The following is a 22,334-nucleotide window of genomic DNA, read 5'->3' on the forward strand; positions in this document are numbered from 1 at the left end:
CATGACCAACGATCCGACCCGCCTCGACCGCACCACCATCCTGGCGGCCTTGGAGCGCAAGGTGCTGTGGCTGGCCGCCTGGACCATCCATCAGGCCAACCATGTCCGCGACAATGTCGACGGGCTGAAGGTCGGAGGCCATCAGGCGTCCTCGGCGTCGCTCTCCACCATCATGACGGCGCTCTACTTCGACGTCCTGCGGCCGCAGGACCGCGTCGCCGTCAAGCCGCATGCGAGCCCGATCTTCCACGCCATCCAGTATCTCCTGGGCCGCCAGACGCAGGAGAAGCTTCTCGCCTTCCGCGGCTACAAGGGCGCCCAGAGCTATCCGTCGCGCACCAAGGACACCGACGACGTCGACTTCTCCACCGGCTCGGTCGGCCTCGGCGTCGCCCAGACGCTGTTCGCCTCGCTGGTCCAGGACTACGTGCAGGCCCGCGGCTTCGCGGCCGACCGGCCGCCGGGCCGGATGATCGCGCTCGTCGGCGACGCCGAGATGGACGAGGGCAACATCTTCGAGGCGCTGCTGGAGGGCTGGAAGCAGGGGCTGCGCAACTGCTGGTGGATCATCGACTACAACCGCCAGAGCCTCGACGCGGTGGTGCGCGAGGGCCTGTGGGAGCGCTACGAGGCGCTGTTCCGGGCCTTCGGCTGGGACGTGGTGATCCTCAAATACGGGGTGCTGCTGGAGCGCGCCTTCGCCGAGCCGGGCGGCGACAAGCTGCGCGCCTGGATCGATACCTGCCCGAACCAGCTCTATTCGGCGCTGACCTTCCAGGGCGGCGCCGCCTGGCGCAAGCGGCTGGCCGCCGACTTCGGCGACGATCTCGCCGGCCTCGGGCCGCTCGGCCAGCGGCTCCATCAGCAGCCCGACGACGAGCTGGCCCGGCTGATGACCAACCTGGCCGGCCACGATCTGCCGACGCTGCTCGACGCCTTCGGCAAGGTCCATCACGACCGCCCGACCTGCTTCATCGCCTACACGGTGAAGGGCCACGGCCTGCCGCTCGCCGGCCACAAGGACAATCATGCGGGCCTGATGACGGCGGCCCAGATGGAGACCCTGCGGGCCGCCATGCGCATCCGCCCGGGCCACGAGTGGGACCATTTCGAGGGCCTCGACCTGCCGGAGGCGGCGTTGCGGACCTTCCTCGACCGGGTGCCGTTCGCCCAAGGCGGGCCGCGGCGATACCGCGCCGACGCCGTGACGGTGCCGGCCGAGCTGCCGGTCGAGATCCAGCCGGTGATGTCGACCCAGCAAGGCTTCGGGCTGATCCTGAACGGCATCGGCAAGCAGGACTCTGCCTTCGCGGATCGGGTGGTGACCACCTCGCCGGACGTCACCATGTCGACCAATCTGGGCGCCTGGGTGAACCGCCGCGGCCTGTTCGCCCGCGAGCCGATGGTCGACACCTTCAAGAGCGAGCGCATCCCCTCGACGCTGACCTGGGAGTTCTCGCCCACCGGCCAGCATGTCGAGCTCGGCATCGCCGAGATGAACCTGTTCATCCTCCTGTCGGCGTTCGGCCTGTCGCATTCGCTGTTCGGCGAGCGGCTGTTCCCGATCGGCACCCTCTACGACCCGTTCATCTGCCGCGGCCTCGATGCGCTCAACTACGCCTGCTACCAGGACGCCCGCTTCATCCTGGTGGCGACGCCCTCGGGCATCACGCTGGCGCCGGAGGGCGGGGCGCATCAGTCGATCGGCACGCCGCTGATCGGTCTGGCCCAGGACGGGCTCGCCGCCTTCGAGCCGTCCTTCGTCGACGAGGTCGCGGCCATCCTGGCCTTCGCGTTCGACTATGTGCAGCGGGACGGCGAGGGCGAGCCGTGCGAACGCACCTGGCTGCGCGACGAGACCGGCGGCTCGGTCTATCTGCGGCTCTCCACCCGGCCGATCGAGCAGCCGCAGCGGCCGATGACGGCGGCGCTGCGCCAGGACATCATCGACGGCGCCTACTGGATGAGGAAGCCCGGCCCCAACTGCCAGGTGGTGGTGGCCTACACGGGCGCGGTCGCGCCGGAGGCGATCCAGGCGGTCGGCCTGATGGCGGAGGACCGCCGCGACGTCGGCCTCTTGGCGGTGACCTCGGCGGACCGTCTCAATGCCGGCTGGACGGCGGCGAGCCGAGCCCGCGAGCGCGGCCTTCCGCATGCGCGCTCCCATATCGAGCGGCTGCTCGCCGAGGTGCCGTCGCATTGCGGCCTCGTCACGGTGCTGGACGGGCATCCGGCGACGCTCGGCTGGCTCGGCGCCGTGGCGGGCCACCGCACGCGGCCGCTCGGGGTCGAGCATTTCGGCCAGACCGGATCGCTGCCGGACCTCTACCGCCACTACGGCATCGACGCCAACGCCATCGTGGCGGCCGCCCAGGCGATCGCCCCGGGCCGTCCGATCCGCTGGCTGAAGGCCCTGTGAGGGCGGCACTGTGAGGGCGCTGCCGACGTGAGGCGGACGGCAGGGCGTTCACCTCTCCCCATGGGGAGAGGTCGACGCGCGAAGCGCGGCGGGTGAGGGGGCGGGACCATCCTTCGATGCTTGCGTCTCTCACCCCGGCTCGCTCTGCTCGCCGACCCTCTCCCGACGGGAGAGGGTAAGCCCCCGCGCCGATCTCCCGGACAGCGTATCAGGCGCGCCGGTGCACCACGGCGGGCGTCTCGACCAGCGGCTCGGCGCCGTGCTCGCCGATCAGCACCGGATATTCGAGACGCATGCCGGCGACGCCCGGCTGATAGAAGTGCGTGCCGAGCGCGATCACCATGCCCGGGGCGAGCACGTCGTCGCTGCCGGCGTTCATGAACGGCCGCGTCCGCGCGCAGGTGCCGAGGCCGTGCCCGAACAGCGGCAGGCCGAACTCCCCGAGCCCGGAGCGCGCGAAGGCGGCGACGCCGTCGGCGGCGCAGTCGCGTACCGTCCGGCCGGGCTTCAGCCCCGCCAGCATGGTGGCGACGACGTCCTCCCAGGCCGCGATGGCGCGCTCTTGGGCGGCGTTCGGCGTGCCGAAGAACACCGGCACCGAGAGATCCGAGAGATAGAGATCGATCATCGGATGCAGGTCGATGACCACGAACTCGTCGCGGCCGATCGGCCGGTCGGTGCTCTGCTGGGTGACGCCGCGCAGGAAGCTGGTGCGCTCGCCGGCGCCGACCTCGGTGCCGCCCGTCACCGACCACGCCCAGGTGCTGCCGTGGTCGCGGATCGCCGCCTCGACCACGCCGGCCACGTGGTTCTCGGTGACACCCGTGGCGATCGCCGCGAGCCCGGCCCGGAAGCCGTGATCCGCAACGGCGCCGGCACGGCGCAGCCGCTCGATCTCGGCCGGCGACTTGATCAGCATCAGGTCGTCGATCCAGCGCACGCCGTTGACGAGCCGCGCCGCCGGCAGCCGCGCCGCGAGATCGAGATGCTCGCCCGCCGTCAGCATGCCGGGGGCGATCTGGGCGGCGCCTGGATGGGCGAGGTCGAGCCCGATGGTGCCGCGCTCGGCGCCGTGCGCCGCGAGCCGCGTGGCGATCGCCTCGACCAGCCCCGAGCCGATGAAGGTCTCGACCGGCAGGGCGCAGCCCTCGGCGATCACCCGCTCGGAATCCATCGCCCAGTAGACGACGGCGGCGTCGCCGTCCGCCGTCACCACCACGGCGCCGCGCCACGGCATGAAGGTTCCGCACAGATAGTGCAGCACCGCCTGGCGGGTGCCCACATAGGCGGCGACGTTCTCGCGGGCGAGCCGCGCCGCCAGCGCCGCGACGCGGGCGCCGAAATCGATGCTCTGCATGTCGGTTTGTCCGTTCAGTCCACCACGATGCCGGCGGCCTTCACGGCCTTGGCCCATTTCTCCGACTCCGCCGCGATGAAGCGGGCGAACGCATCCGGCGACGAGCCGACCGGCTCGGCCGCCTGCTCGGTCAGCGCCTTGCGGAGATCCGGATCGGCGAGGGCGGTCGACACCGCGGCGGCGAGCTTGCGGACGATCGGGTCGGGCGTCCCGGCCGGCGCCGCGAGCCCGATCCAGCCGGTGGCGCTGTACTCGGGCAGGCCCGCCTCGGCGACGGTCGGCACCTCGGGCACCACGGGGGAGCGCCGGGTGCCGGTGACTGCCAGCGCCCGGAGTTGGCCGCCTTGGACCAGCGGCAGCGCCGTCATCAGTGCGTCGAACATCACCTGGACGTGGTTGCCGGCGACGTCGGCGAGCGCCGGGGCGCTGCCCTTGTAGGGCACGTGCGGCATGTCGAGGCCGGCCTGATGGACGAACAGCTCGCCCGACAGATGCATCGAGGTGCCGATGCCGCCGGAGGCCCGCAGCACCTTGCCGGGATTGGCGCGCGCATACGCGATCAGCTCGCCGACCGAGCGGGCCGGCAGGCCCGGATTGACGACCAGCAGCAGGGGATACTGGACCACCTGCGAGATCGGCACGAAGTCCTTCTGCGGGTCGTAGGAGAGTTTGCGATAGAGGCTCTTGTTGATGGAGTGGCTGCCGATGGTGGCCATCAGGATGGTGTAGCCGTCGGGGGCACTCTTCGCGACGAGGTCGGCCCCGACATTGCCGCCGCCGCCGGGCTTCGCCTCGACGATCACCGGCTGGCCGAGCGGCTTCTCCATCTTCTCGGCGAGCATCCGGGCGGTGATGTAGGTCGGACCGCCTGCGGCGGCCGGCACCACCAGCCGGATCGGGCGGACCGGATAGTCCTCGGCGCGCGCCGGTGCGGCCGCCCACAGTCCCGCAACAGCCAGCACGGCCGCCTGAACGGCCGCCAGAACGGTCGCGGCGGCACGGTTGCCGCCGCTCGCCGACGCCCACGGCCCCGGCCTATGGCGCCCGTATCCGCCCGTCACCGGCGTGTGCGGCTCGGGCGTCCCCGACGCCCCCGGTCCGAATCCCGTCACTGCCTGCCGCCGGCGAGCCCCGACCGTCATGCCTGCTCCTCCTGTTGTGTTCGTCTGTCGAACATATTATCGTTGTTCGAACATTCGTAGCAGCAGGAAGGGACCGGGTAAATGCTCGCGACGCCGGACGAGATCGCCGCCTGGCCGTCCGGCCACGACGGCTTCGTCGAAGCCTTCGCCAAGGGGCTCGCCGTGATCGGGGCGTTCGGCCCGGATGGCGGCGCCCGCTCGCTCGCCGATCTGGCGCGGCGCACCGGCCTGCCGCGCGCCGGCGTGCGGCGGCTGGTGCTCACCCTGGTGGCGCTGGGGCTGGCGGAGCCGCGCGACGGCGGCTTCATCCTGACGCCGCGGGTGCTGCGGCTGGGCTTCGCCTATCTGTCGTCGCTCGGGCTGCGCGAGGTGGCGCAGCCGCTGATCGAGCGGCTGTCGCGGGAGGCCGACGAGGTCGTGGCGGTCTCGGTGCTGGACGGCGACGAGCTGGTCTATGTGGCGCGCGCCGAGGTGCAGGGGGTGCTGCGGCGCAGCCTCACCATCGGCAGCCGCCTGCCGGCCTTCTGCACCTCGATGGGCCGGGTGCTGCTGTCAGGCCTGACCGACGAGGCGGTGCGCGGACTGCTGACGCGCAAGCCGCTGCCGGCCTACACGCCGCGCACGCTGACCGATCCGGAGGCGCTGGCCACTGCCGTGGCGGCCACCCGGCGCGCCGGCTGGGCGATGGTGAGCGAGGAGCTGGAGATCGGCGCCTGCGGCCTCGCGGCGGCGATCCGCGATACCCGCGGCCGCGTGGTCGCGGCGGTCAATCTCAGCACCAATCTGGCCCGCCACGGCGAGGCGGATTTCGTCGCGACCTTCCGTGACCGCCTGCTGGCGGTGGCGGCCGAGATCGAGCGGCGCCTGCCGCCCGCCTGACCGGGCCTCAGTTCCGCACCGGCGTCTCGTCGAGCACGGCGCGGACGCGGTCGCCTTCGCGCAGGAAGGTGCCGGCGCGGCGCACCACCAGGTCGCCGTCGGCGAGCCCCTGGCGCACCTCGACGCTGCCGCCCGCCTGGAGCCCGATCGGCACCGGCCGGGTCTCGACCCGATTGTCGCGCACCACCTGGACGACCGGGCCGAGCGGCCCGAACTGGATCGCCGACAGGGGCACGCTGGCGCCGCAGCTCGACCCCACCTCGACGGTGGCGCGCGCGAAGGTGCCGACCTTGATGCGGCGGTCCTCGCCGAGCGAGATGCGGGCCTGGCCCGCCTGGGTGGCCGGGTCGATCGCCGGCGACACGGTACGCACTCGCCCGCCGACGGCGCCGAGGCCGGTGATGTCGATCCGCGCCGGCTGGCCCACCGCGATCTTGCCGATGCGGGTCGACGGGATGTCGGCTTGCAGCTCGACCTCGCCGCCCGCGATGATCAGGAACATCGGCGGCGCGCTCGCCGACACCATGGCGCCGACCTGGGTCATGGTGCGGCCGACCACGCCGGCGACCGGCGCCTGGATCACGAACGCGGAGGCGGGGGCGTTCATGCCCTCGATCTTGGCGAGCCGGGCCAGCACCTGGCCGGACGTCACGGCGTCGCCGTTCTCCACCAGGATCTGGGAGACGCGGACGCCCTCGATCTCGGGCCGCACCTGCGACTCCTCGCGTGCCACCACGGTGCCGGCGACCCGCACCGTGTCGGAGAAGCAGGCCCGCTTGGCGCGCACCACCGAGACCGCCATCCCGGCCTGGGACGGGTCCTCGGCGGCGCCCGCCGGGGCGCCGGAGAGCAGCGCCACCAGGGTGGCGCCGGCCGCGACGGCGATACGGTGAGAGCGGGCAGGGAGGAACTGGTGATGCAAAGTCATGTTCGCCTCGTAAAAAAGTCCGCCGAGGGACGACTGAAATCACCACCTATTCCTGCACCTGTGGCGTGTCGCGATCAAGGCTGCCGGGCGCGGTCCTCGAATCGTCCGGTTCCGGCCCGAGCCCGACGCGGTGGCGAATCTCGGCCGGCGTCACGCCGGCCGCCCGCAGCTCGCGCAGGCCGGTGGCGCCGGTCGACTTGGAGAGCTTGCGGCCGTCGGCGTCGAGCAGCAGCCGGTGGTGCCGGTAGCGCGGCGCCGGCAGGCCGAGAAGCGCCTGCAAGAGCCGGTGAACCGCGGTGGCGGCGAACAGGTCGCGGCCGCGCACCACGTCGGTGACGCCCTGGGCGGCGTCGTCGACCACCACAGCGAGGTGATAGCTCGCCGGCACGTCGCGCCGCGCCAGCACCACGTTGCCCCACAGCTCGGGCCGCGCCGTCACCCGCCCGGTCTCGCCGTCGGGGCCTTCGCCCTGCTCGTCCCAGGCGAGCCGCTCGGCCTCCGGCCCGAGCCGGGCGAGGGCGGCGGCGAGATCGAGCCGCAGGACGTGCGGATCGCCGCGGGCGATGCGGGCGGTGCGCTCGGCCGCCGGCAGGGTCTTGGCGTCGCCGGGATAGAGCGGGGCGCCGTCGGGATCGCGCGGCCACGGGGTGCCTTGCTCCCGCTCGCGCTCCGCCACCCGGCGGACGATCTCGGCGCGGCTCTCGAAGGCCGGATAGAGAACGCCGAGGGCGTCGAGCCGGTCCAGCGCGGCCCGGTAGGCCGCGAAGTGCTCGGACTGGCGCCGCACCGGCGTCTCCCAGGCGAGGCCGAGCCAGGCCAGATCCTCGTGGATGGCGGCCTCGTATTGCGGACGGCAGCGGCTCGCGTCGATGTCCTCGATGCGGACGAGCAGGCGCCCGCCGGCCGCTCGCGCGAGGTCGGCGTTGAGCAGCGCCGACAGCGCGTGGCCGAGATGCAGGTGGCCGTTGGGGCTCGGCGCGAACCGGAAGGTCGGGACCGTGGCCATGGCGGCGGGCTCCCGGTCGCGCCCCGTCAGGCGTGGACGTCGGCCGACGCGCGGCGGACATGGGCGACGCTCGGGGCCAGCGCGGCCAGCACCACGGCGCCGATCAGCACCGGCACGAAGGCGGCCAGCGGCTCGCCCGACAGGTCCCAGGCGAGGCCGCTGAGCACCGGCGTGATGACGGCGCACGAGTAGCTGATGGTGAACATCCCGGCGGCGAGCCGGTGGACGTCGTCGGGCCGTGCCAGCAGCGGCGGCAGCGCGAAGATGAGGATGAGCACCGAGGCGGCCGCGAAGCCGACGACGAGCGACGAGGCGACGATCACGGCGGGCGATCCGAACATCATGCCGATCAGCGCCGCGAACGAGATCACGCCGCACGCCACGTAGGGCCACACATGGCCGACCAGCCGGCCGGCGAAGACGAGCAGCAGCAGAGACGCCGGAATCTGGCCGATGTTGAGCGCCGTCAGCGTGATGCTGACGAGATCGCCGCGTCCGGTGCGGGTCAGGATGTCGGGCACGAAGGCGTTGGTGGTGAAGTACATGGCGTTGACGGTGCCGAACATGATGCCGATCCGCCACAACAGGCCGCTGCGCCAGTCCGGCCACCACTTGCGGTTCGTCGCAGGGCCGCCCGCGCCGTCGCCGCGCGACCGCGGCGCCGCCACCAGGATGATCAGCGCGACCACGACGCACGGCACCGCCCAGGCCATGAAGCTGCCGCGCCAGCCGCCGGCGAGCGGCACCACGAGCGGCAGCGTGAGGGCGACCGGCACCACCTCGCCGACCAGCAGGCCGTTGGCGTAGACGGCGGTGCCGAAGCCGATCCGCTGCGGCATCCAGGCCCGCACCAGCGGCGGCAGGGCCGGCTGCATCACGGCGACGCCGAAGCCGGTGATCACGGTGGCGCCATAGAGGAACCAGATGTCGGGCGCGACCCCGCGCAGCGCCGAGCCGGCCGCGGTGGCGAGCAGCCCGACCAGCAGCGTCGTCAAGGCGCCGAACCGGGCGATCAGCAGCGAGCCCGGGATGGCCGCGAGGGCGAACAGCACCGACGGAATCCCGGTGAGCACCCCGACCTCGGTGGCCGAAAGCGCGAGATCGTCGCGCACCATCGGGATGACGGGCGGCACCGCCAGGATGGTCAGGCGCAGGCCGATGCCGGCGAGCCACAACAGGATGATGGCATTGACGAGCCGGCCGACGCCGGCCGTGTCCGTCTCGGAGCGGGGAGCCTGCATCGGCCCTGGACTTTCCTGACTGACGAACGGAAGGAGCGACGAGCAGCGACGCGGTCGTCAGACCGGCTTCAGGCCGCTGCGCTCGACGAGCGGCCGCGCCGCGGGCGCGACGAGACGGGCGAGCAGATCGCGCGCGCCCTCCGGATCGGGCGCCCCGACGAACACCGCGCCCGCGAAGGCGGTGACCTCCTGGACGGCGTCGGGCAGCGGCCCGACCACGTCGACGCCGTCGACCGCCATCAGCTCGCTGACCTGCTGGATCGCCACCTCGACCTGGCCGCTGGCGGCGAGCTCGCCGGTGAAGCCGTCGCGGACGATCGCCTTGGCGGCGATCTCCTCCAGGATGCCGAGTCGGGTCAGGACCCGGGCGAAATGGATGCCGCTCGCCCCGGTGCGCGACCAGGCGACGGCGCGCGCCGCCCGCAGCGTCGCCACCAGGGCGTCGACGGTCGCGATGTCGGGGCGTGGCGCGCCGGCCTTGACGGCGAGCCCGACCAGCGCCTGGGCGATGTCGGTGCGGGTCGCCGGGTCGAGCACCCCGTCGGCGCACAGCCGGTCGATGGCGTCGCGGGTGAGCAGCACCAGGTCGGCCCGCTCGCCCGCCGCGATGCGCGGGATCAGCTCGTTGGTGGCCGCATAGTCGACCGCGATCGCTCGTCCGGTGTCGCGCTCGGCCAGGGGCAGCAGTGCGGTCAGCACGCCCCGGGTGGCGCGCGTCGAGAGAATCCGAAGCGGAATCCGCCGGCTGCCGTCGCTCGTCGCCACGTCCCATCCTCCAACGCGGCATGCCGGTCCGTATGGGTGTCGGAGTGCTGCCGTCCACCCTGTTTTTCCTGTTTGCAGTGCTTTGACAAGAGGACAGTCCTTGGCGTTCGATACAACCTCGAAAAACGACCACAACAAGCATGTTCGGGAGGACGACCATGAGATGGTATTGGAGGCTTGCGCTCGCCGCCGCGCTCGCGGCGGGTCCGACCGTGGGGATTCCGGCGGCCGCCGACGCCCAGGTGACGCTGCGCGCCTCGCACCAGTTTCCCGGCGGCAAGGGCGACGCCCGCGACGAGATGGTGCAGATCATCGCCCGCGAGGTGAAGGCCGCCAATGTCGGGCTCGACATCCAGGTGTTCCCGGGCGCCTCGCTGTTCAAGCCCAACGATCAGTGGAACGCGCTCGCCAACGGCCAGCTCGACATCTCGTCGTTCCCGCTCGACTACGCGAGCGGCAAGGTGCGGGCCTTCGGCGCCACCCTGATGCCCGGCCTGGTGCGCAACCACGAGCGGGCGCAGCGCCTCAACGAGTCGCCCTTCATGCAGGACATCCGCGCCCGCGTCGAGAAGGCCAACGTGGTGGTGCTGGCGGACGCCTGGCTGGCCGGCGCGGTCGCCTCGAAGCGCGGCTGCGTGCGCACGCCCGCCGACGTGCAGGGCGTCAAGATCCGCTCGGCCGGACCGACCTTCGCGTCGATGTGGCAGCAGGCCGGCGGCTCCATCGTGTCGATCCCGAGCAATGAGGTCTACAACGCGCTCCAGACCGGCGTCGCCGAGGCGACCGACACCTCGACCGGCAGCTTCGTGTCGTTCCGCCTCTACGAGCAGGTCAAGTGCATCACGGCGCCGGGCGACAACGCGCTGTGGTTCATGTACCAGCCGGTGCTGATGTCGAAGCGCAGCTTCGCCCGGCTGACCAAGCCGCAGCAGGAGGCGCTGCTGGCCGCCGGCAAGAAGGCGGAGGCGTTTTTCAACGGCGCCTCCAAGGACCTCGATCAGCAGATGATCGAGGTGTTCAAGAAGAACAATGTCGAGGTCGTCACCCTGACGGCGGCGGAGTACGACGCCTGGATCAAGGTGGCGCAGGAAAGCTCCTACAAGGAGTTCGCCGCCGAGGTGCCGGACGGCAAGGCGCTCATCGACAAGGCACTGGCCGTGAAGTGATGCGGCGCGTGGGCGGCCGCCGGCGCGACGACGCTCGTTCCGGCGCGCCGGCGTTTCCCGCCGGTCTCGATCGGCCATCATCCCGGGAGACAACATGGACGTGCTGATCCGGGCCGTGCGCGGCGTCTCGCTGGTGTGCGGGATCGTCGCCGCCGCGCTCACGGCCACCGCCGTCGTGGTGGTGTGCCAAATGGTGTTCGTGCGCTACGTGCTCAACCAGAACACCATCTGGCAGACCGACTTCGTCACCTTCAGCCTGGTCGGCGCCACCTTCGTGGGCGCCCCCTATGTGCTGATGACGCGCGGCCACGTCGCCGTCGACGTGGTGCCGCTGATGCTGGGCGAGCGGGGGCGCTTCCGCCTCGCCGTGGTGGCGACGGTGCTGTCGCTCGCGTTCGCGGCCGTGGCCACCTGGCTCACCGGCCTGTTCTGGCTGGAAGCCTGGGAGAACCGTTGGGTCTCCGAGTCGATGTGGCGCGTGCGGCTGTGGATTCCCTATGCGGCGATGCCGATCGGGCTCGGCGTGCTGACGCTGCAATACCTCGTCGACCTCTACGAGCTGGTGACCGGGCGGGCGCGGCCGTTCGGGGCCGAAGGCCCGCTGGAGGGCGGCATATGAGCCCGGCCGTGCAGGGGACGATCGTTCTCGTCGTCACCATCGTGGCGCTGCTCTCGGGGGCCCCGGTCGCGTTCGCGCTCGGCGCCGTCGCCATCGTGTTCCTGGTGCTGTTCCAGGGCGCCGACTCGCTCGGCGTGGTGGCCGAGACGCTCTATTCGGGGCTGCACGACTTCACCCTCGTGTCGATCCCGATGTTCATCATGATGGGGGCGGCGATCGGCTCGTCGCCGGCGGGCCGCGACCTCTACGAGGCGCTCGACCGCTGGCTCTACCGGGTGCCGGGCGGCCTCGTCGTGTCCAATCTCGGCGCCTGTGCGCTGTTCGCGGCGCTGACCGGCTCGTCGCCGGCGACCTGCGCGGCGATCGGCAAGATGGGCATTCCGGAGATGCGCAAGCGCGGCTATCCGGCCGAGATCGCCACCGGCTCGATCTGCGCCGGCGGCACGCTGGGCATCCTCATCCCGCCGTCGATCACCTTCATCCTGTACGGCATCGCCACCGAGACTTCGATCGGCCGGCTGTTCCTGGCCGGCGTCCTGCCCGGGCTGCTGCTCACCAGCCTGTTCATGCTGTGGACCGTCTTCTACATCTGGTGGAAGGGGTTCCGCGCCTATGCGCCGGAGTTCCGCTACTCCTGGCGCGACAAGTTCCGTTCCGTCCCCAAGGTGGCGCCGTTCCTGATCATCGTGGTCGGCGTCATGTACGTGCTCTACGGCGGCATCGCGACACCGTCGGAGGCGGCCGGCGTCGGCGCCGCGCTCTGCGTCGTGCTGGCGGTGACCATCTACCGCATGTGGAGCCCGGCCGCCTGGTGGCGCATCCTGCGCGAGACCACCCGCGAATCGGTGATGATCCTGATGATCATCGGGACCGCGGTGCTGTTCGGCTACATGCTCAGCTCGCTCTACATCACCCAGACGCTGGCCCAGGCGATCGCCGCCGCCGAGGTCAATCGCTGGGTGCTGATGGCGATGATCAACGTGTTCCTGCTGGTCGCCGGCTGCTTCATCCCGCCGGCCGGCATCATCCTGATGACCAGCCCGATCCTGCTGCCGATCATCACCCAGGCGGGATTCGACCCGGTGTGGTTCGGCGTCATCGTCACCATCAACATGGAGATCGGGCTGATCACCCCGCCGGTCGGGCTCAACCTGTTCGTCGTCAACGCCATCGCGCCCGACGTGCCGACCCGGACGGTGCTGCTCGGCTCGATCCCCTATGTGGGCGCAATGCTGCTCGCCCTGGTGATCTTGTGCATCGTCCCCGAAATCGCCACGTGGTTGCCCGATACTCTGATGGGACCGGCAGGACCAGGCAGATGAACACCTCCTTTTTCGGCGAATTGTTGCAATCCATCAGCGAGCGTGGCCGCGGGCTGCTCGATCGGCGGCGCGAGCCGCCCGGCCAGGTGCATTCCGACAGCCTCGTCGATCTCTGCGAGGCGTTGCTGTCGGGGCGCGGCGAAGCCTCCGGCACGGCGCTCGCCCGCGAGATTCTGCAACGCTACGACGAGCTGAAGACCGGGCCGCGCATCGCCTTCTTCGAGGCCCTGGCGACCCGCTTCGGACCCGACCGGGCCAAGGTCGACAAGGCCATCAAGGCGTTCGGCGACGACCCCGGCGACCATACGGCGCATCTTCTCCATCTCGCGGCGGAGCCGCGCCGGCAGGAGCTGTTCCGCCGCCTCAACCTGGCGCCCCACGGCACCGCCTCGCTGGTGCGCATGCGCGAGCATCTGCTCGCCGCGATGGCGCGCCGCAGCGACCTCGAACCGATCGACGCCGACTTCCGGCACCTGTTCGCGTCGTGGTTCAACCGCGGCTTCCTGGTGCTGCGCCGGATCGACTGGTCGACCCCGGCGGCGGTGCTGGAGCGCATCATCCGCTACGAGGCGGTGCACCAGATCCGCGACTGGAACGATCTGCGCGCCCGCATCGATCCGCCCGACCGGCGCTGCTACGCCTTCTTCCATCCGGCGCTGGTCGACGATCCGCTGATCTTCGTCGAGGTGGCGCTGGTGCGCGACATCCCGGGCGCCATCGGCCCGATTCTCGCCACCGAGCGCGAGCCGATCGACCCCGAGCGCGCCACCACGGCGGTGTTCTACTCGATCTCCAACTGCCAGCGCGGGCTGGCCAGCGTCTCCTTCGGCAGCTTCCTGATCAAGCAGGTGGTGGCGGAGATCTCGCGCGACTTCCCGCGGCTCTCGACCTATGTGACGCTGTCGCCGGCGCCCAACTTCGCCTCCTGGCTCAAGCGCGAGCGGGTGGCCGAGGCGCCGCTGCTCGGCGAGGCCGACCGGGTGGCGCTCGCCCGGCTCGACGAGGACGGCTGGTGGGAGAACAAGGCCACCGTCGAGGAGCTGCGCGACCCGATGCTGCGCGCGGCCGGCGCCTACTACATGAACGGGCGTGACCGTCGCGGCCGGCCGATCGACTCCGTCGCCCGCTTCCATCTCGGCAATGGCGCCCGGCTGGAGCGGCTGAACTGGCCGGCCGACCTGTCGACCCGCGGCCGCGAGCAGTCCTACGGGCTGATGGTCAACTATCTCTACGATCTCGGCGAGATCGAGAAGAACCACGAGGCCTATGCGGAGAGCCGCACCGTGATCGCCGCGAATGCGGTGCGCAAGCTCGCCAAGCCGAGCCGCGCTCTCGTGTCGGCGGTCGTCGGGGCCGCGAGCACCGAGCCGAAGCCGGCCGCCAAGGCGGCCGTCAAGATGATCGAGAAGCCGGCCGAGAAGGCGGCGACCGACCCGGGGGAAGCGCCGTCCGCGGTCGCCCCGGCACGGCCGGCCGCCGAGACGCCGGTCGTCGCGAAGTAGCGGCGCGGCCGGGCAGGGGTCGCGGGCAGGAGCCGGCGCGCCGGCTCCGGCTCGCGCCCGGTGGAGACGGCTGCGCCGTCAGGACGACGCCGGTGGCACCGCGTCGATGCCGGTGATGCGGATGCCGGCATCCGGGATCTTGTAGGTGCGATTGATCCAGATCAGCACCGAGGTGAGGCTCTCGGCCACCACCGAGTTGGCGAGCGGCCCGGCGTCGATGCCGCGCAGGCCGGCATCACCGGCGAGACGGATCGCCAGGGCGCGCGCCTCCTTGTCGTCGCCCGCCACCAGCACGTCGCAGTCGATGCTCTTGTCCGGGTCCTTCAGCTTGTGGGCCGAGACGTTCTGGAACGCCGAGACGACGCGCACACCCTCGCCGAGCGCCGCCTGAAGGGCGACCACGCAGGAATCGGCCGGCGGCAACTGCACCCGCGACACCTTGGGCGGCACCAACGGCACCGTCACGTCGATCAGGATCTTACCGGCGAGGACGTCCTTCAGTCCCTCCACGGTCGACATCTGGGCCGCATACGGCACCGTCAGCACGACCACCTCGGCGGCGGCCACACCGTCGCGGCTCGCTGCGCCGCTCAGCAGTGGCCGACCGAGCCGGCCGTTCAGCTCCTCGGCGGCGGCCGCCGCCTTGGCCGGGTCGCGCGACCCGATGGTGACGCGGTGGCCCGCCTTCGCCCAGCGCAGCGCGAGTCCGCTTCCTTCGGCACCCGTGCCGCCGACGACGCAGATGGACGTGGTTTCCGTCATGATGGTTCCTCGGGCCGACGGCCCATGAGACTGACGTCCGCGTCGACGCACCTCACGCATGCTCGCGTCGGGGGTGTTCGAGCCGGCTCGGGCGGGGCGGGGGTGCCGGCGGACCTGAATCCTGTGCGTCAGTCGCGACGATGACGCAAGCCCGAACGTGAGCCGACACCCGATCGCTGCATCGCCGTCCCCTGCGGCCGGATGTCCCGGGCTGCTTTCGCGGATCGCGGGACATACGACCAAAATACGCCTCGCCAAGGCAATCACCTCTGCTATTCTCGCCACGTTGCACGGCAGCGGAGACGACGTGATCTTCCGCACCGCAGCACGGATCAACGACAACAGACGACGGCGACGCCCTGCGTCGAACCGCTCGCTTCACTGGGAGGAGCTGCGGCGTGAGAAGTCGCCGAACGTTCGTATTGCATCGCAACAACTGCGCCGGTGCATCCGGCCGCTCGGCGGTGCCGGAGCGGCGCGCCGCCGCTCTGCGTGCCATCTGACGGGCTCGTCGCGATGACCACCGAGTTCGTCATCGAGACCGAGGGGCTGACCAAGGAGTTCAAGGGCTTTAGGGCCGTGAACAATGTCGGCCTCCAGGTTCGCCGCGGCACCATCCATGCCCTGATCGGGCCGAACGGTGCCGGCAAGACCACCTGCTTCAACCTGATCACCAAGTTCCTCCAGCCGACCACCGGGCGCATCCTCTACAACGGCCGCGACATCACGGCCGCCAAGCCGCACGACGTCGCCCGCATGGGGCTGGTGCGCTCGTTCCAGATCTCGGCCGTGTTCCCGCACCTGACGGTGCTGGAGAACGTGCGGGTGGCGCTCCAGCGTCCGCTCGGCACCTCGTTTCACTTCTGGCGGCCGGAGGGCTCGGTCGAGGTATTGAACGACCGCGCCATGGAGCTGTTGGAGCAGGTCGGTGTCGACGCCTATGCGGATCTCCAGGCGGTCGAGCTTCCCTATGGCCGCAAGCGGGCCCTGGAGATCGCTACCACGCTCGCCCTCGACCCCGAGATGCTGCTGCTCGACGAGCCGATGGCCGGCATGGGTCGCGAGGACATCCGCCGAATCGCCGATCTGATCCGGCGCGTCGCCAAGAACCGCACCGTGCTGATGGTCGAGCACAATCTGTCGGTCGTCGCCGACCTGTCGGACCGCATCACCGTGCTGGCGCGCGGCGAGATCCTGGCCGAAGGGAGCTACGCCGAGGTGTCGTCCAACCCGGCGGTGGTCGAAGCCTATATGGGGACCGGCCATGGCTGAGGCGCTGCTCCAGGTCCGCGACCTGCACGGCTGGTACGGCGAGAGCCACATCCTGCACGGCATGAGCTTCGAGGTGGCGCGCGGCGAGGTGGTGACGCTGCTCGGCCGCAACGGCGCCGGCAAGACCACCACCATGCGGGCCGTGATGGGCATGCTGCCCAAGCGCGCCGGCTCGGTGCGCTTTCAGGGCCGCGAGCTGATCAGTCTCAAGTCCAACCAGATCGCCCGTGCCGGCATCGCCATCTGTCCGGAGGAGCGCGGCATCTTCGCCAGCCTCTCGGTGCGCGAGAACCTGATGCTGCCGCCGCGCGTCAAGGACGGCGGCCTGGAGGTCGAGGAGATCTATCGGCTGTTCCCGAACCTGCGCGAGCGATCGGCCAGCCAAGGCACCAAGCTGTCCGGCGGCGAGCAGCAGATGCTGGCGATCGCCCGCATCCTGCGCACCGGCGCCGAGCTGCTGCTGCTCGACGAGCCGACCGAGGGCCTGGCGCCGGTGATCGTCCAGCAGATCGGCAACACCATCCGGATGCTGCGGCAGAACGGCTTCACCATCGTGCTGGTGGAGCAGAACTTCCATTTCGCCGCGACGGTGGCGGACCGGCATTACGTGGTCGAGCACGGCCACGTCATCGACATGATCCCAAACGCCGCGCTGGAGGCGAACCGGGAGAAGCTGAAGACCTATCTCGGCGTCTGACGGCGCCGGGCATTCTCGGCATTGTCCACCAGGAATTTCCGACAAGAACCCCGGAGGAGACACATGAAGAACATCCTGCTCGGTGGGCTCGCGGCCGCGGCCCTGTGCGTCGGTCCGCCGGCGCCGGCGAGCGCCCAGTTCAGCGACGGCGTGATCAAGATCGGCGTGCTCAACGATCAGTCCGGCACCTATGCGGACCTCTCGGGCCAGGGCTCGGTCTGGGCGGCGCGCAAGGCCATCGAGGACTTCTGCAAGGCGCAGAAATGCTTCGAGAAGATCGAGGTGGTGTTCGGCGATCACCAGAACAAGGCCGATATCGGGGCCGGCGTGGCGCGGCGCTGGTACGACGTCGAGCAGGTCGACGTGATCGTCGACACGCCGACCTCGTCGGTGGCGCTCGCCGTGAGCCAGATCACCCGTGAGAAGAACAAGGTGTTCCTCAACTCCGGCGCCGGCGCCTCGGAGCTGACCGGCACCGCCTGCTCGCCGAACTTCATCCACTGGACCTACGACACCTGGGCCCTCGCCAACGGCACCGGCAGCGCCATCGTCAAGACCGGCGGCAAGACCTGGTACTTCCTCACCGCCGACTACGCCTTCGGCCACGCGCTCGAGCGCGACACCGCCGCGGTGGTGGAGAAGATGGGCGGCAAGGTGCTGGGCAAGGTGCGCCATCCGTTCCCGGCGCAGGACTTCTCGTCGTTCCTGCTCCAGGCGCAGGCGTCCAAGGCGCAGGTGATCGGGCTCGCCAATGCGGGCGCCGACACCATCAACTCGATCAAGCAGGCGTCGGAGTTCGGCATCGTGCAGGGCGGCCAGCGGCTCGCCGGTCTGCTGGTGTTCATCAACGACATCCACGCCATCGGGCTCAAGACCGCGCAGGGGCTGACCTTCATCGAGGCGTGGTACTGGGACACGAGCGACGACAACCGCGCCTTCGCCAAGGAGTTCGCCGCCGCCAACAAGGGCAACCGTCCCAGCATGGTGCAGGCCGGCGTCTACTCGGCCATCACGCACTACCTCAAGGCCGTGCATGCGCTCGGCTCCGACGCCGACGGCGTCAAGGTGGTCGAGAAGATGAAGGAGACCCCCACCGACGACAAGCTGTTCGGCAAGGGCACCATCCGGGCCGACGGCCGCAAGATCCACGACCTGATGCTGGTCGAGGTGAAGAAGCCGGAGGAGAGCAAGGGGCCGTGGGACTACCACAAGATCATCGCCACCATCCCGGCCGCGGAAGCCTTCCGGCCGCTCGCCGACGGGGGCTGCCCGCTGGTGAAGTGAGGCGGGCCGTCGGTCCTCTCCTCGGCTGCGGGGGGAGGAGCCGCCCACCCGGTGGAGAAACGGGCGAGGGGACCTCGGGCGTCCGGCCGCGTCCTCTCCCCGGCGCTCGCGCGGTCGCGCGGGCGTCGACCTTTCCCGGCACGCTCGCCCCTCGGGCGGGGAGCGGTGACGATCGTCGAGACGAGGTGACCTGAATGTTCGAGCTGCTCGGCGTGCCGCCGCAGGCTCTGATGGGACAGCTCCTGCTCGGGCTGATCAACGGCGCGTTCTACGCGCTGCTGTCGCTCGGGCTCGCCGTCATCTTCGGCCTGATGAACGTCATCAACTTCACCCACGGCGCCCAGTACATGATGGGCGCGTTCGTGGCCTGGATGCTGCTGCAATATGCCGGCATCCCGTATTGGGGGGCGCTGGTGCTGGCGCCCATCATCGTCGGGGCGACCGGCATCGTAATCGAGCGGCTGCTGATCTCGCGCCTCTACCACCTCGATCACCTCTACGGCCTGCTGCTGACCTTCGGGCTCGCGCTGATCATCGAGGGCCTGTTCCGCCAGCAATACGGCTCGTCCGGGCTGCCCTACACCAATCCGATTCCGGGCGGCCAGAATCTCGGCTTCATGTTCCTGCCGTGGTACCGCGGCTGGGTGGTGGCGTTCTCGCTCGCCGTCTGCCTGGTCACCTGGTTCACCATCGAGCGGACCAAGCTCGGCGCCTATCTGCGCGCCGCCACCGAGCGGCCCGAGCTGGTGCAGGCGTTCGGCGTCAACGTGCCGCGGATGATCACGCTGACCTACGGGGTGGGGGTCGGGCTGGCGGCGCTCGCCGGCGTGCTGGCGGCGCCGATCTACACCGTCAACCCGACCATGGGGTCGAACCTGATCATCGTGGTGTTCGCCGTGGTGGTCATCGGCGGCATGGGCTCGATCGCCGGCTCCATCGTCACCGGATTCGGCCTCGGCGTCGTCGAGGGCCTGACCAAGGTGTTCTGGCCGGAGGCGTCCGCCACCGTCATCTTCGTCATCATGGCCATCGTCCTGATGGTGCGCCCGCAGGGCCTGTTCGGAACGCCCCGATGACCAATCGCAGCATCCTGGCGGCCTCCGGCCGCACCTCGTCAGGCCGCACCGCCTCCGGGCGCCCGGCCTCCGGCCGCAACGTCGAGCTGATCGTGTTCGCCGTGCTGGTCGCGGGCCTGACGGTGGCGCCGCTCATGGTCTACCCGATCCTTCTGATGAAGGTGCTGTGCTTCGCGCTGTTCGCCTGCGCCTTCAACCTGCTGATCGGCTATGGCGGACTCCTGTCGTTCGGCCATGCGATGTTCTTCGGCTTCGCCGCCTATGTGTCGGGCTACACCATCAAGGCGTGGGGCTTCCCGACCGAGCTCGGCATCCTGGCCGGAGCCGCGGTGGCGGCGGTCCTCGGTCTGGTGGCCGGCTCCATCGCCATCCGGCGACAGGGCATCTACTTCGCCATGGTGACGCTGGCGCTCGCCCAGATGGTGTTCTTCTTCTGCCTCCAGGCGCCGTTCACCGGCGGCGAGGACGGCATTCAGGCGATCCCGCGGCGGCCGATCTTCGGCGTCATCGACATCTCGCGCGACATCGTCCTCTTCTACGTGGTGCTGGCGATCTTCGCGGCCGGGTTCCTCATCATCTGGCGCACCATCCACTCGCCGTTCGGGCAGGTGCTCAAGGCGATTCGCGAGAACGAGGCGCGGGCGATCTCGCTCGGCTACGCGGTGGATCGCTTCAAGCTCATGGCCTTCGTGCTGTCGGCGACGCTGTCGGGCCTGGCGGGCGCCACCAAGGCCGTGGTGTTCCAGCTCGCATCACTCACCGACGTCACCTGGCAGATGTCCGGCGAGGTGGTGCTGATGACGCTGGTCGGCGGCATGGGCACGGTGTTCGGGCCGATCGTCGGCGCCGCCGTCATCGTGGTGATGCAGAACACCTTCACGGGCTTCGGCGAGTGGGTGCTGGTGGCGCAGGGCTGCATCTTCGTGCTCACCGTGCTGCTATTCCGCCGCGGCATTGTCGGCGAGATCGTCGCCCTGGCGCAGCGTCGGCGGGGCGATGAGGATGCAGCACCACCCCCGGTGGCGGAGCTGGCCGACAAGCAGCCGCCGAGCGACCGTGGCGGCGTGCGGGCGTCCGCCGCGGCGGGGCCGAGCGAGGCGTCGGCTCCCGTCTCGTCCTGATCCAAGCCCGGTGCCCGTCGTGACCTGGCCGGGCGCGGTTGCTCGCAGGCCCGGACCAACCTGTCGCCGACGCGGTGCAACACCCGGCGGCGGAGCGGAGTGTCTGGAGCGTCGCCGAGAAAGTTGTGCGAATCTTGATTCAGAATTCGCTCCCGAGACCACCGCGGGGCGGTGGACCGCAGTTGTCAAGCTTGCGACGCGACGCGCGAATCTGGATTCACTGTGGCGGTAATATAACGCTCTCGATAGGATGTTGCGAGCAACGGCCGCGCTGCGACATAAAGCGCGTGCAAACGCGAACGACACGACGTATCATTTTACGGACATCAACTCCGGAAGGAGCTGTTCCGTGCTTCAGCGCAGCGATCTCGTCGCGTTCATGCCGACCTCGGACGTGTGCGAATTCCTGGCGCGGGTCGCCGGAGGGCGCGCCGCGTCCCTTCACGCCTGGGTGGTCGACGGCCTGCGTGACCGCGGCCTGATCGATCGCCACGACCGCCTGACCGAGCACGGCCGCCGGATGCTGGCCGGCGAGTGACTCCGGTCTTGGCGTCGGGGGCCGTGGACCCAGCCCGGCCGTAGCCGGCCGCAGGCGTCTCCGCCGCGGCGGACGGAGCGCAACGCACATCGGCGGCGGCATCGCATGCCGCCGCCAGCCTGCCCGCATCGCGAGCCGCCATGGGACCTCAGAGCAGCCCTGACCTGCGGGTGACCTCGACCCGCGGGTGGACAGCGCGCGGGGCCGACTCTCGCACCGCCGCGCGCGACTCCGTCACGGGATCAGCAGCGACGCCCCGACGGTCCGGCCGGCCTCCAGGTCGCGATGCGCCTCGGCCGCATCGGCGAGCGCGTAACGCTTGCCGATGTTCGCCTTGAGAGCGCCGGCCCGGTAGAGGTCGAACAGCTTGGCCGCAGAGGCCAGCATGTCGGGCCGGGCGCTGCAATAGGTCGCCAGCGTCGGGCGGGTGAAGTAGAGCGAGCCGCTCTTCTGGAGCAGCCCGGCCTCGACCGGCGGCGGGGCCCCCGTGGTGGTGCCGAACGAAACGAAGTAGCCGCGCGGCGCGAGGCACTTGATCGAGGTGTCGAAGGTCGCCTTGCCGATCGAATCGTAGACCACCGGCACGCCGGCGCCGCCGGTGATCTCCTTGACCCGGGCGAGCACGTCCTCGCGCGAGCGGTCGATCACCACCTCGTAGCCGTTCTCCTTCGCGCGCGCGCACTTCTCGGCCCCCGACGCGACCCCGATCATGCGGGCGCCGAGATGACGGCCCCACTGGCCGGCGATCAGGCCGACGCCGCCGGACGCCGCGTAGAACAGCGCGAACTCGCCGGCCTTGAGAGGATAGCAGCGGGTCAGCAGATACTCGGCCGTCATCCCCTTCATCAGCAGGGCGGCGGCCTCGTCCACCGGCACCCCGTCCGGAATGGCGATCACCCGGTCGGCCGGCATGTTGCGCAGGTCCGCGTAGGAGCCCGGGGCGCCGCTCGCATAGACCACGCGGTCGCCCGGCTTGAACTCGGTGACGCCGCTGCCGACCTTCTCGACCACGCCGGCCGCCTCGGTGCCGACGCCGGCCGGCGTCGGGGCCGGATAGAAGCCGGAGCGGAAGTACACGTCCATGTAGTTGAGGCCGACGGCCTGCTGGCGGATCTGCACCTCGCCCGGGCCCGGATCGGGAAGCGCGACGGTCTCCATGGCGAGCACCTCGGGCCCGCCCGCCCGCGCGTATCGCATCACCCGTGCCGTGCTGGTCATGTCGTGCCTTTCCGTTCTCT

The 22,334-nt window shown here is 70.6% G+C and carries 20 protein-coding genes; 12 read left to right on the top strand and 8 right to left on the bottom strand.

What is annotated here, in order from left to right:
* Position 1: 1 nt before the first annotated feature.
* Positions 2 to 2,419: a transketolase gene (locus ACFQUV_RS20440; protein WP_129607180.1), complete on the top strand. Its 2,418-nt coding sequence runs from the start codon at positions 2 to 4 to the stop codon at positions 2,417 to 2,419.
* A gap of 208 nt (positions 2,420 to 2,627) precedes the next feature.
* On the opposite strand, the gene ACFQUV_RS20445 is transcribed toward ACFQUV_RS20440, so the two are convergent.
* A complete protein-coding gene (locus ACFQUV_RS20445) occupies positions 2,628 to 3,776 on the bottom strand; it encodes a Xaa-Pro peptidase family protein (protein WP_165363727.1) in 1,149 nt (382 codons plus the stop codon).
* A gap of 14 nt (positions 3,777 to 3,790) precedes the next feature.
* Positions 3,791 to 4,738: a tripartite tricarboxylate transporter substrate binding protein gene (locus ACFQUV_RS20450; protein ID WP_244601406.1), complete on the bottom strand. Its 948-nt coding sequence runs from the start codon at positions 4,736 to 4,738 to the stop codon at positions 3,791 to 3,793.
* A 261-nt stretch (positions 4,739 to 4,999) separates the two neighbouring features.
* Here ACFQUV_RS20450 and ACFQUV_RS20455 point away from each other — a divergent pair, with 261 nt between their 5' ends.
* Positions 5,000 to 5,797, top strand: a complete 798-nt coding sequence (locus tag ACFQUV_RS20455) for an IclR family transcriptional regulator C-terminal domain-containing protein (protein ID WP_129607182.1) — start codon at positions 5,000 to 5,002, stop codon at positions 5,795 to 5,797.
* Between the two features lie 7 nt (positions 5,798 to 5,804).
* On the opposite strand, the gene ACFQUV_RS20460 is transcribed toward ACFQUV_RS20455, so the two are convergent.
* From ACFQUV_RS20460 to ACFQUV_RS20475, 4 genes are read right to left on the bottom strand one after another with little or no spacing between them, the layout of a single operon-like run.
* A complete protein-coding gene (locus tag ACFQUV_RS20460; RefSeq protein ID WP_129607183.1) occupies positions 5,805 to 6,725 on the bottom strand; it encodes an efflux RND transporter periplasmic adaptor subunit in 921 nt (306 codons plus the stop codon).
* Between the two features lie 46 nt (positions 6,726 to 6,771).
* On the bottom strand, positions 6,772 to 7,731 hold the full coding sequence (gluQRS, locus tag ACFQUV_RS20465; protein WP_129607184.1) for a tRNA glutamyl-Q(34) synthetase GluQRS: 960 nt from the start codon (positions 7,729 to 7,731) through the stop codon (positions 6,772 to 6,774).
* Positions 7,732 to 7,757: 26 nt separating this feature from the next.
* Positions 7,758 to 8,972: a CynX/NimT family MFS transporter gene (locus ACFQUV_RS20470; protein ID WP_129607185.1), complete on the bottom strand. Its 1,215-nt coding sequence runs from the start codon at positions 8,970 to 8,972 to the stop codon at positions 7,758 to 7,760.
* A 57-nt stretch (positions 8,973 to 9,029) separates the two neighbouring features.
* On the bottom strand, positions 9,030 to 9,737 hold the full coding sequence (locus ACFQUV_RS20475) for a substrate-binding domain-containing protein (protein ID WP_165363728.1): 708 nt from the start codon (positions 9,735 to 9,737) through the stop codon (positions 9,030 to 9,032).
* A gap of 158 nt (positions 9,738 to 9,895) precedes the next feature.
* Here ACFQUV_RS20475 and dctP point away from each other — a divergent pair, with 158 nt between their 5' ends.
* From dctP to ACFQUV_RS20495, 4 genes are all read left to right on the top strand, one after another.
* A complete protein-coding gene (dctP, locus tag ACFQUV_RS20480; protein WP_129607187.1) occupies positions 9,896 to 10,903 on the top strand; it encodes a TRAP transporter substrate-binding protein DctP in 1,008 nt (335 codons plus the stop codon).
* 94 nt (positions 10,904 to 10,997) lie between these two features.
* Complete coding sequence (locus ACFQUV_RS20485; protein ID WP_207211326.1) at positions 10,998 to 11,522, top strand: TRAP transporter small permease; 525 nt, start codon at positions 10,998 to 11,000, stop codon at positions 11,520 to 11,522.
* Entirely contained in the window at positions 11,519 to 12,844 is a 1,326-nt protein-coding gene (locus ACFQUV_RS20490) for a TRAP transporter large permease (protein ID WP_129607188.1), read from the top strand. The genes ACFQUV_RS20485 and ACFQUV_RS20490 overlap by 4 nt, the downstream gene beginning before the upstream one ends.
* Complete coding sequence (locus ACFQUV_RS20495; protein ID WP_129607189.1) at positions 12,841 to 14,346, top strand: malonyl-CoA decarboxylase; 1,506 nt, start codon at positions 12,841 to 12,843, stop codon at positions 14,344 to 14,346. The genes ACFQUV_RS20490 and ACFQUV_RS20495 overlap by 4 nt, the downstream gene beginning before the upstream one ends.
* A 78-nt stretch (positions 14,347 to 14,424) precedes the next feature.
* Here the strand turns inward: ACFQUV_RS20495 and npdG are convergent, their stop codons facing one another.
* Complete coding sequence (gene npdG / locus ACFQUV_RS20500; RefSeq protein WP_129607190.1) at positions 14,425 to 15,108, bottom strand: NADPH-dependent F420 reductase; 684 nt, start codon at positions 15,106 to 15,108, stop codon at positions 14,425 to 14,427.
* A 516-nt stretch (positions 15,109 to 15,624) separates the two neighbouring features.
* On the opposite strand from npdG, the gene ACFQUV_RS20505 reads away from it, so the two are divergent.
* From ACFQUV_RS20505 to ACFQUV_RS20530, 6 genes are all read left to right on the top strand, one after another.
* Entirely contained in the window at positions 15,625 to 16,380 is a 756-nt protein-coding gene (locus ACFQUV_RS20505; RefSeq protein WP_129607851.1) for an ABC transporter ATP-binding protein, read from the top strand.
* The gene (locus tag ACFQUV_RS20510; protein ID WP_111384756.1) at positions 16,373 to 17,077 is read left to right on the top strand and encodes an ABC transporter ATP-binding protein; all 705 of its coding nucleotides are present in this window, start codon (positions 16,373 to 16,375) and stop codon (positions 17,075 to 17,077) included. Before ACFQUV_RS20505 ends, ACFQUV_RS20510 begins: the two co-directional genes overlap by 8 nt.
* A 63-nt stretch (positions 17,078 to 17,140) precedes the next feature.
* Positions 17,141 to 18,361: an ABC transporter substrate-binding protein gene (locus ACFQUV_RS20515; RefSeq protein WP_129607850.1), complete on the top strand. Its 1,221-nt coding sequence runs from the start codon at positions 17,141 to 17,143 to the stop codon at positions 18,359 to 18,361.
* 194 nt (positions 18,362 to 18,555) lie between these two features.
* Positions 18,556 to 19,437 (top strand): branched-chain amino acid ABC transporter permease, encoded by an 882-nt coding sequence (locus tag ACFQUV_RS20520; RefSeq protein WP_129607849.1) that lies wholly within the window; start codon positions 18,556 to 18,558, stop codon positions 19,435 to 19,437.
* Positions 19,434 to 20,558 carry a branched-chain amino acid ABC transporter permease gene (locus tag ACFQUV_RS20525; RefSeq protein WP_129607848.1) on the top strand — a complete coding sequence of 375 codons (1,125 nt, stop codon included), beginning with the start codon at positions 19,434 to 19,436 and terminating at the stop codon, positions 20,556 to 20,558. The genes ACFQUV_RS20520 and ACFQUV_RS20525 overlap by 4 nt, the downstream gene beginning before the upstream one ends.
* Positions 20,559 to 20,907: 349 nt before the next feature.
* A complete protein-coding gene (locus ACFQUV_RS20530) occupies positions 20,908 to 21,096 on the top strand; it encodes a hypothetical protein (RefSeq protein WP_111384753.1) in 189 nt (62 codons plus the stop codon).
* Between the two features lie 234 nt (positions 21,097 to 21,330).
* Here the strand turns inward: ACFQUV_RS20530 and ACFQUV_RS20535 are convergent, their stop codons facing one another.
* Positions 21,331 to 22,314, bottom strand: coding sequence for a quinone oxidoreductase family protein (locus tag ACFQUV_RS20535; protein WP_378395598.1), 984 nt, complete (start codon positions 22,312 to 22,314; stop codon positions 21,331 to 21,333).
* Between the last annotated feature and the right edge of the window lie 20 nt (positions 22,315 to 22,334).

The organism is Rhodoplanes sp. P11, from assembly GCF_964266735.1.
GTDB classification, from domain to species: domain Bacteria; phylum Pseudomonadota; class Alphaproteobacteria; order Rhizobiales; family Xanthobacteraceae; genus Rhodoplanes; species Rhodoplanes serenus.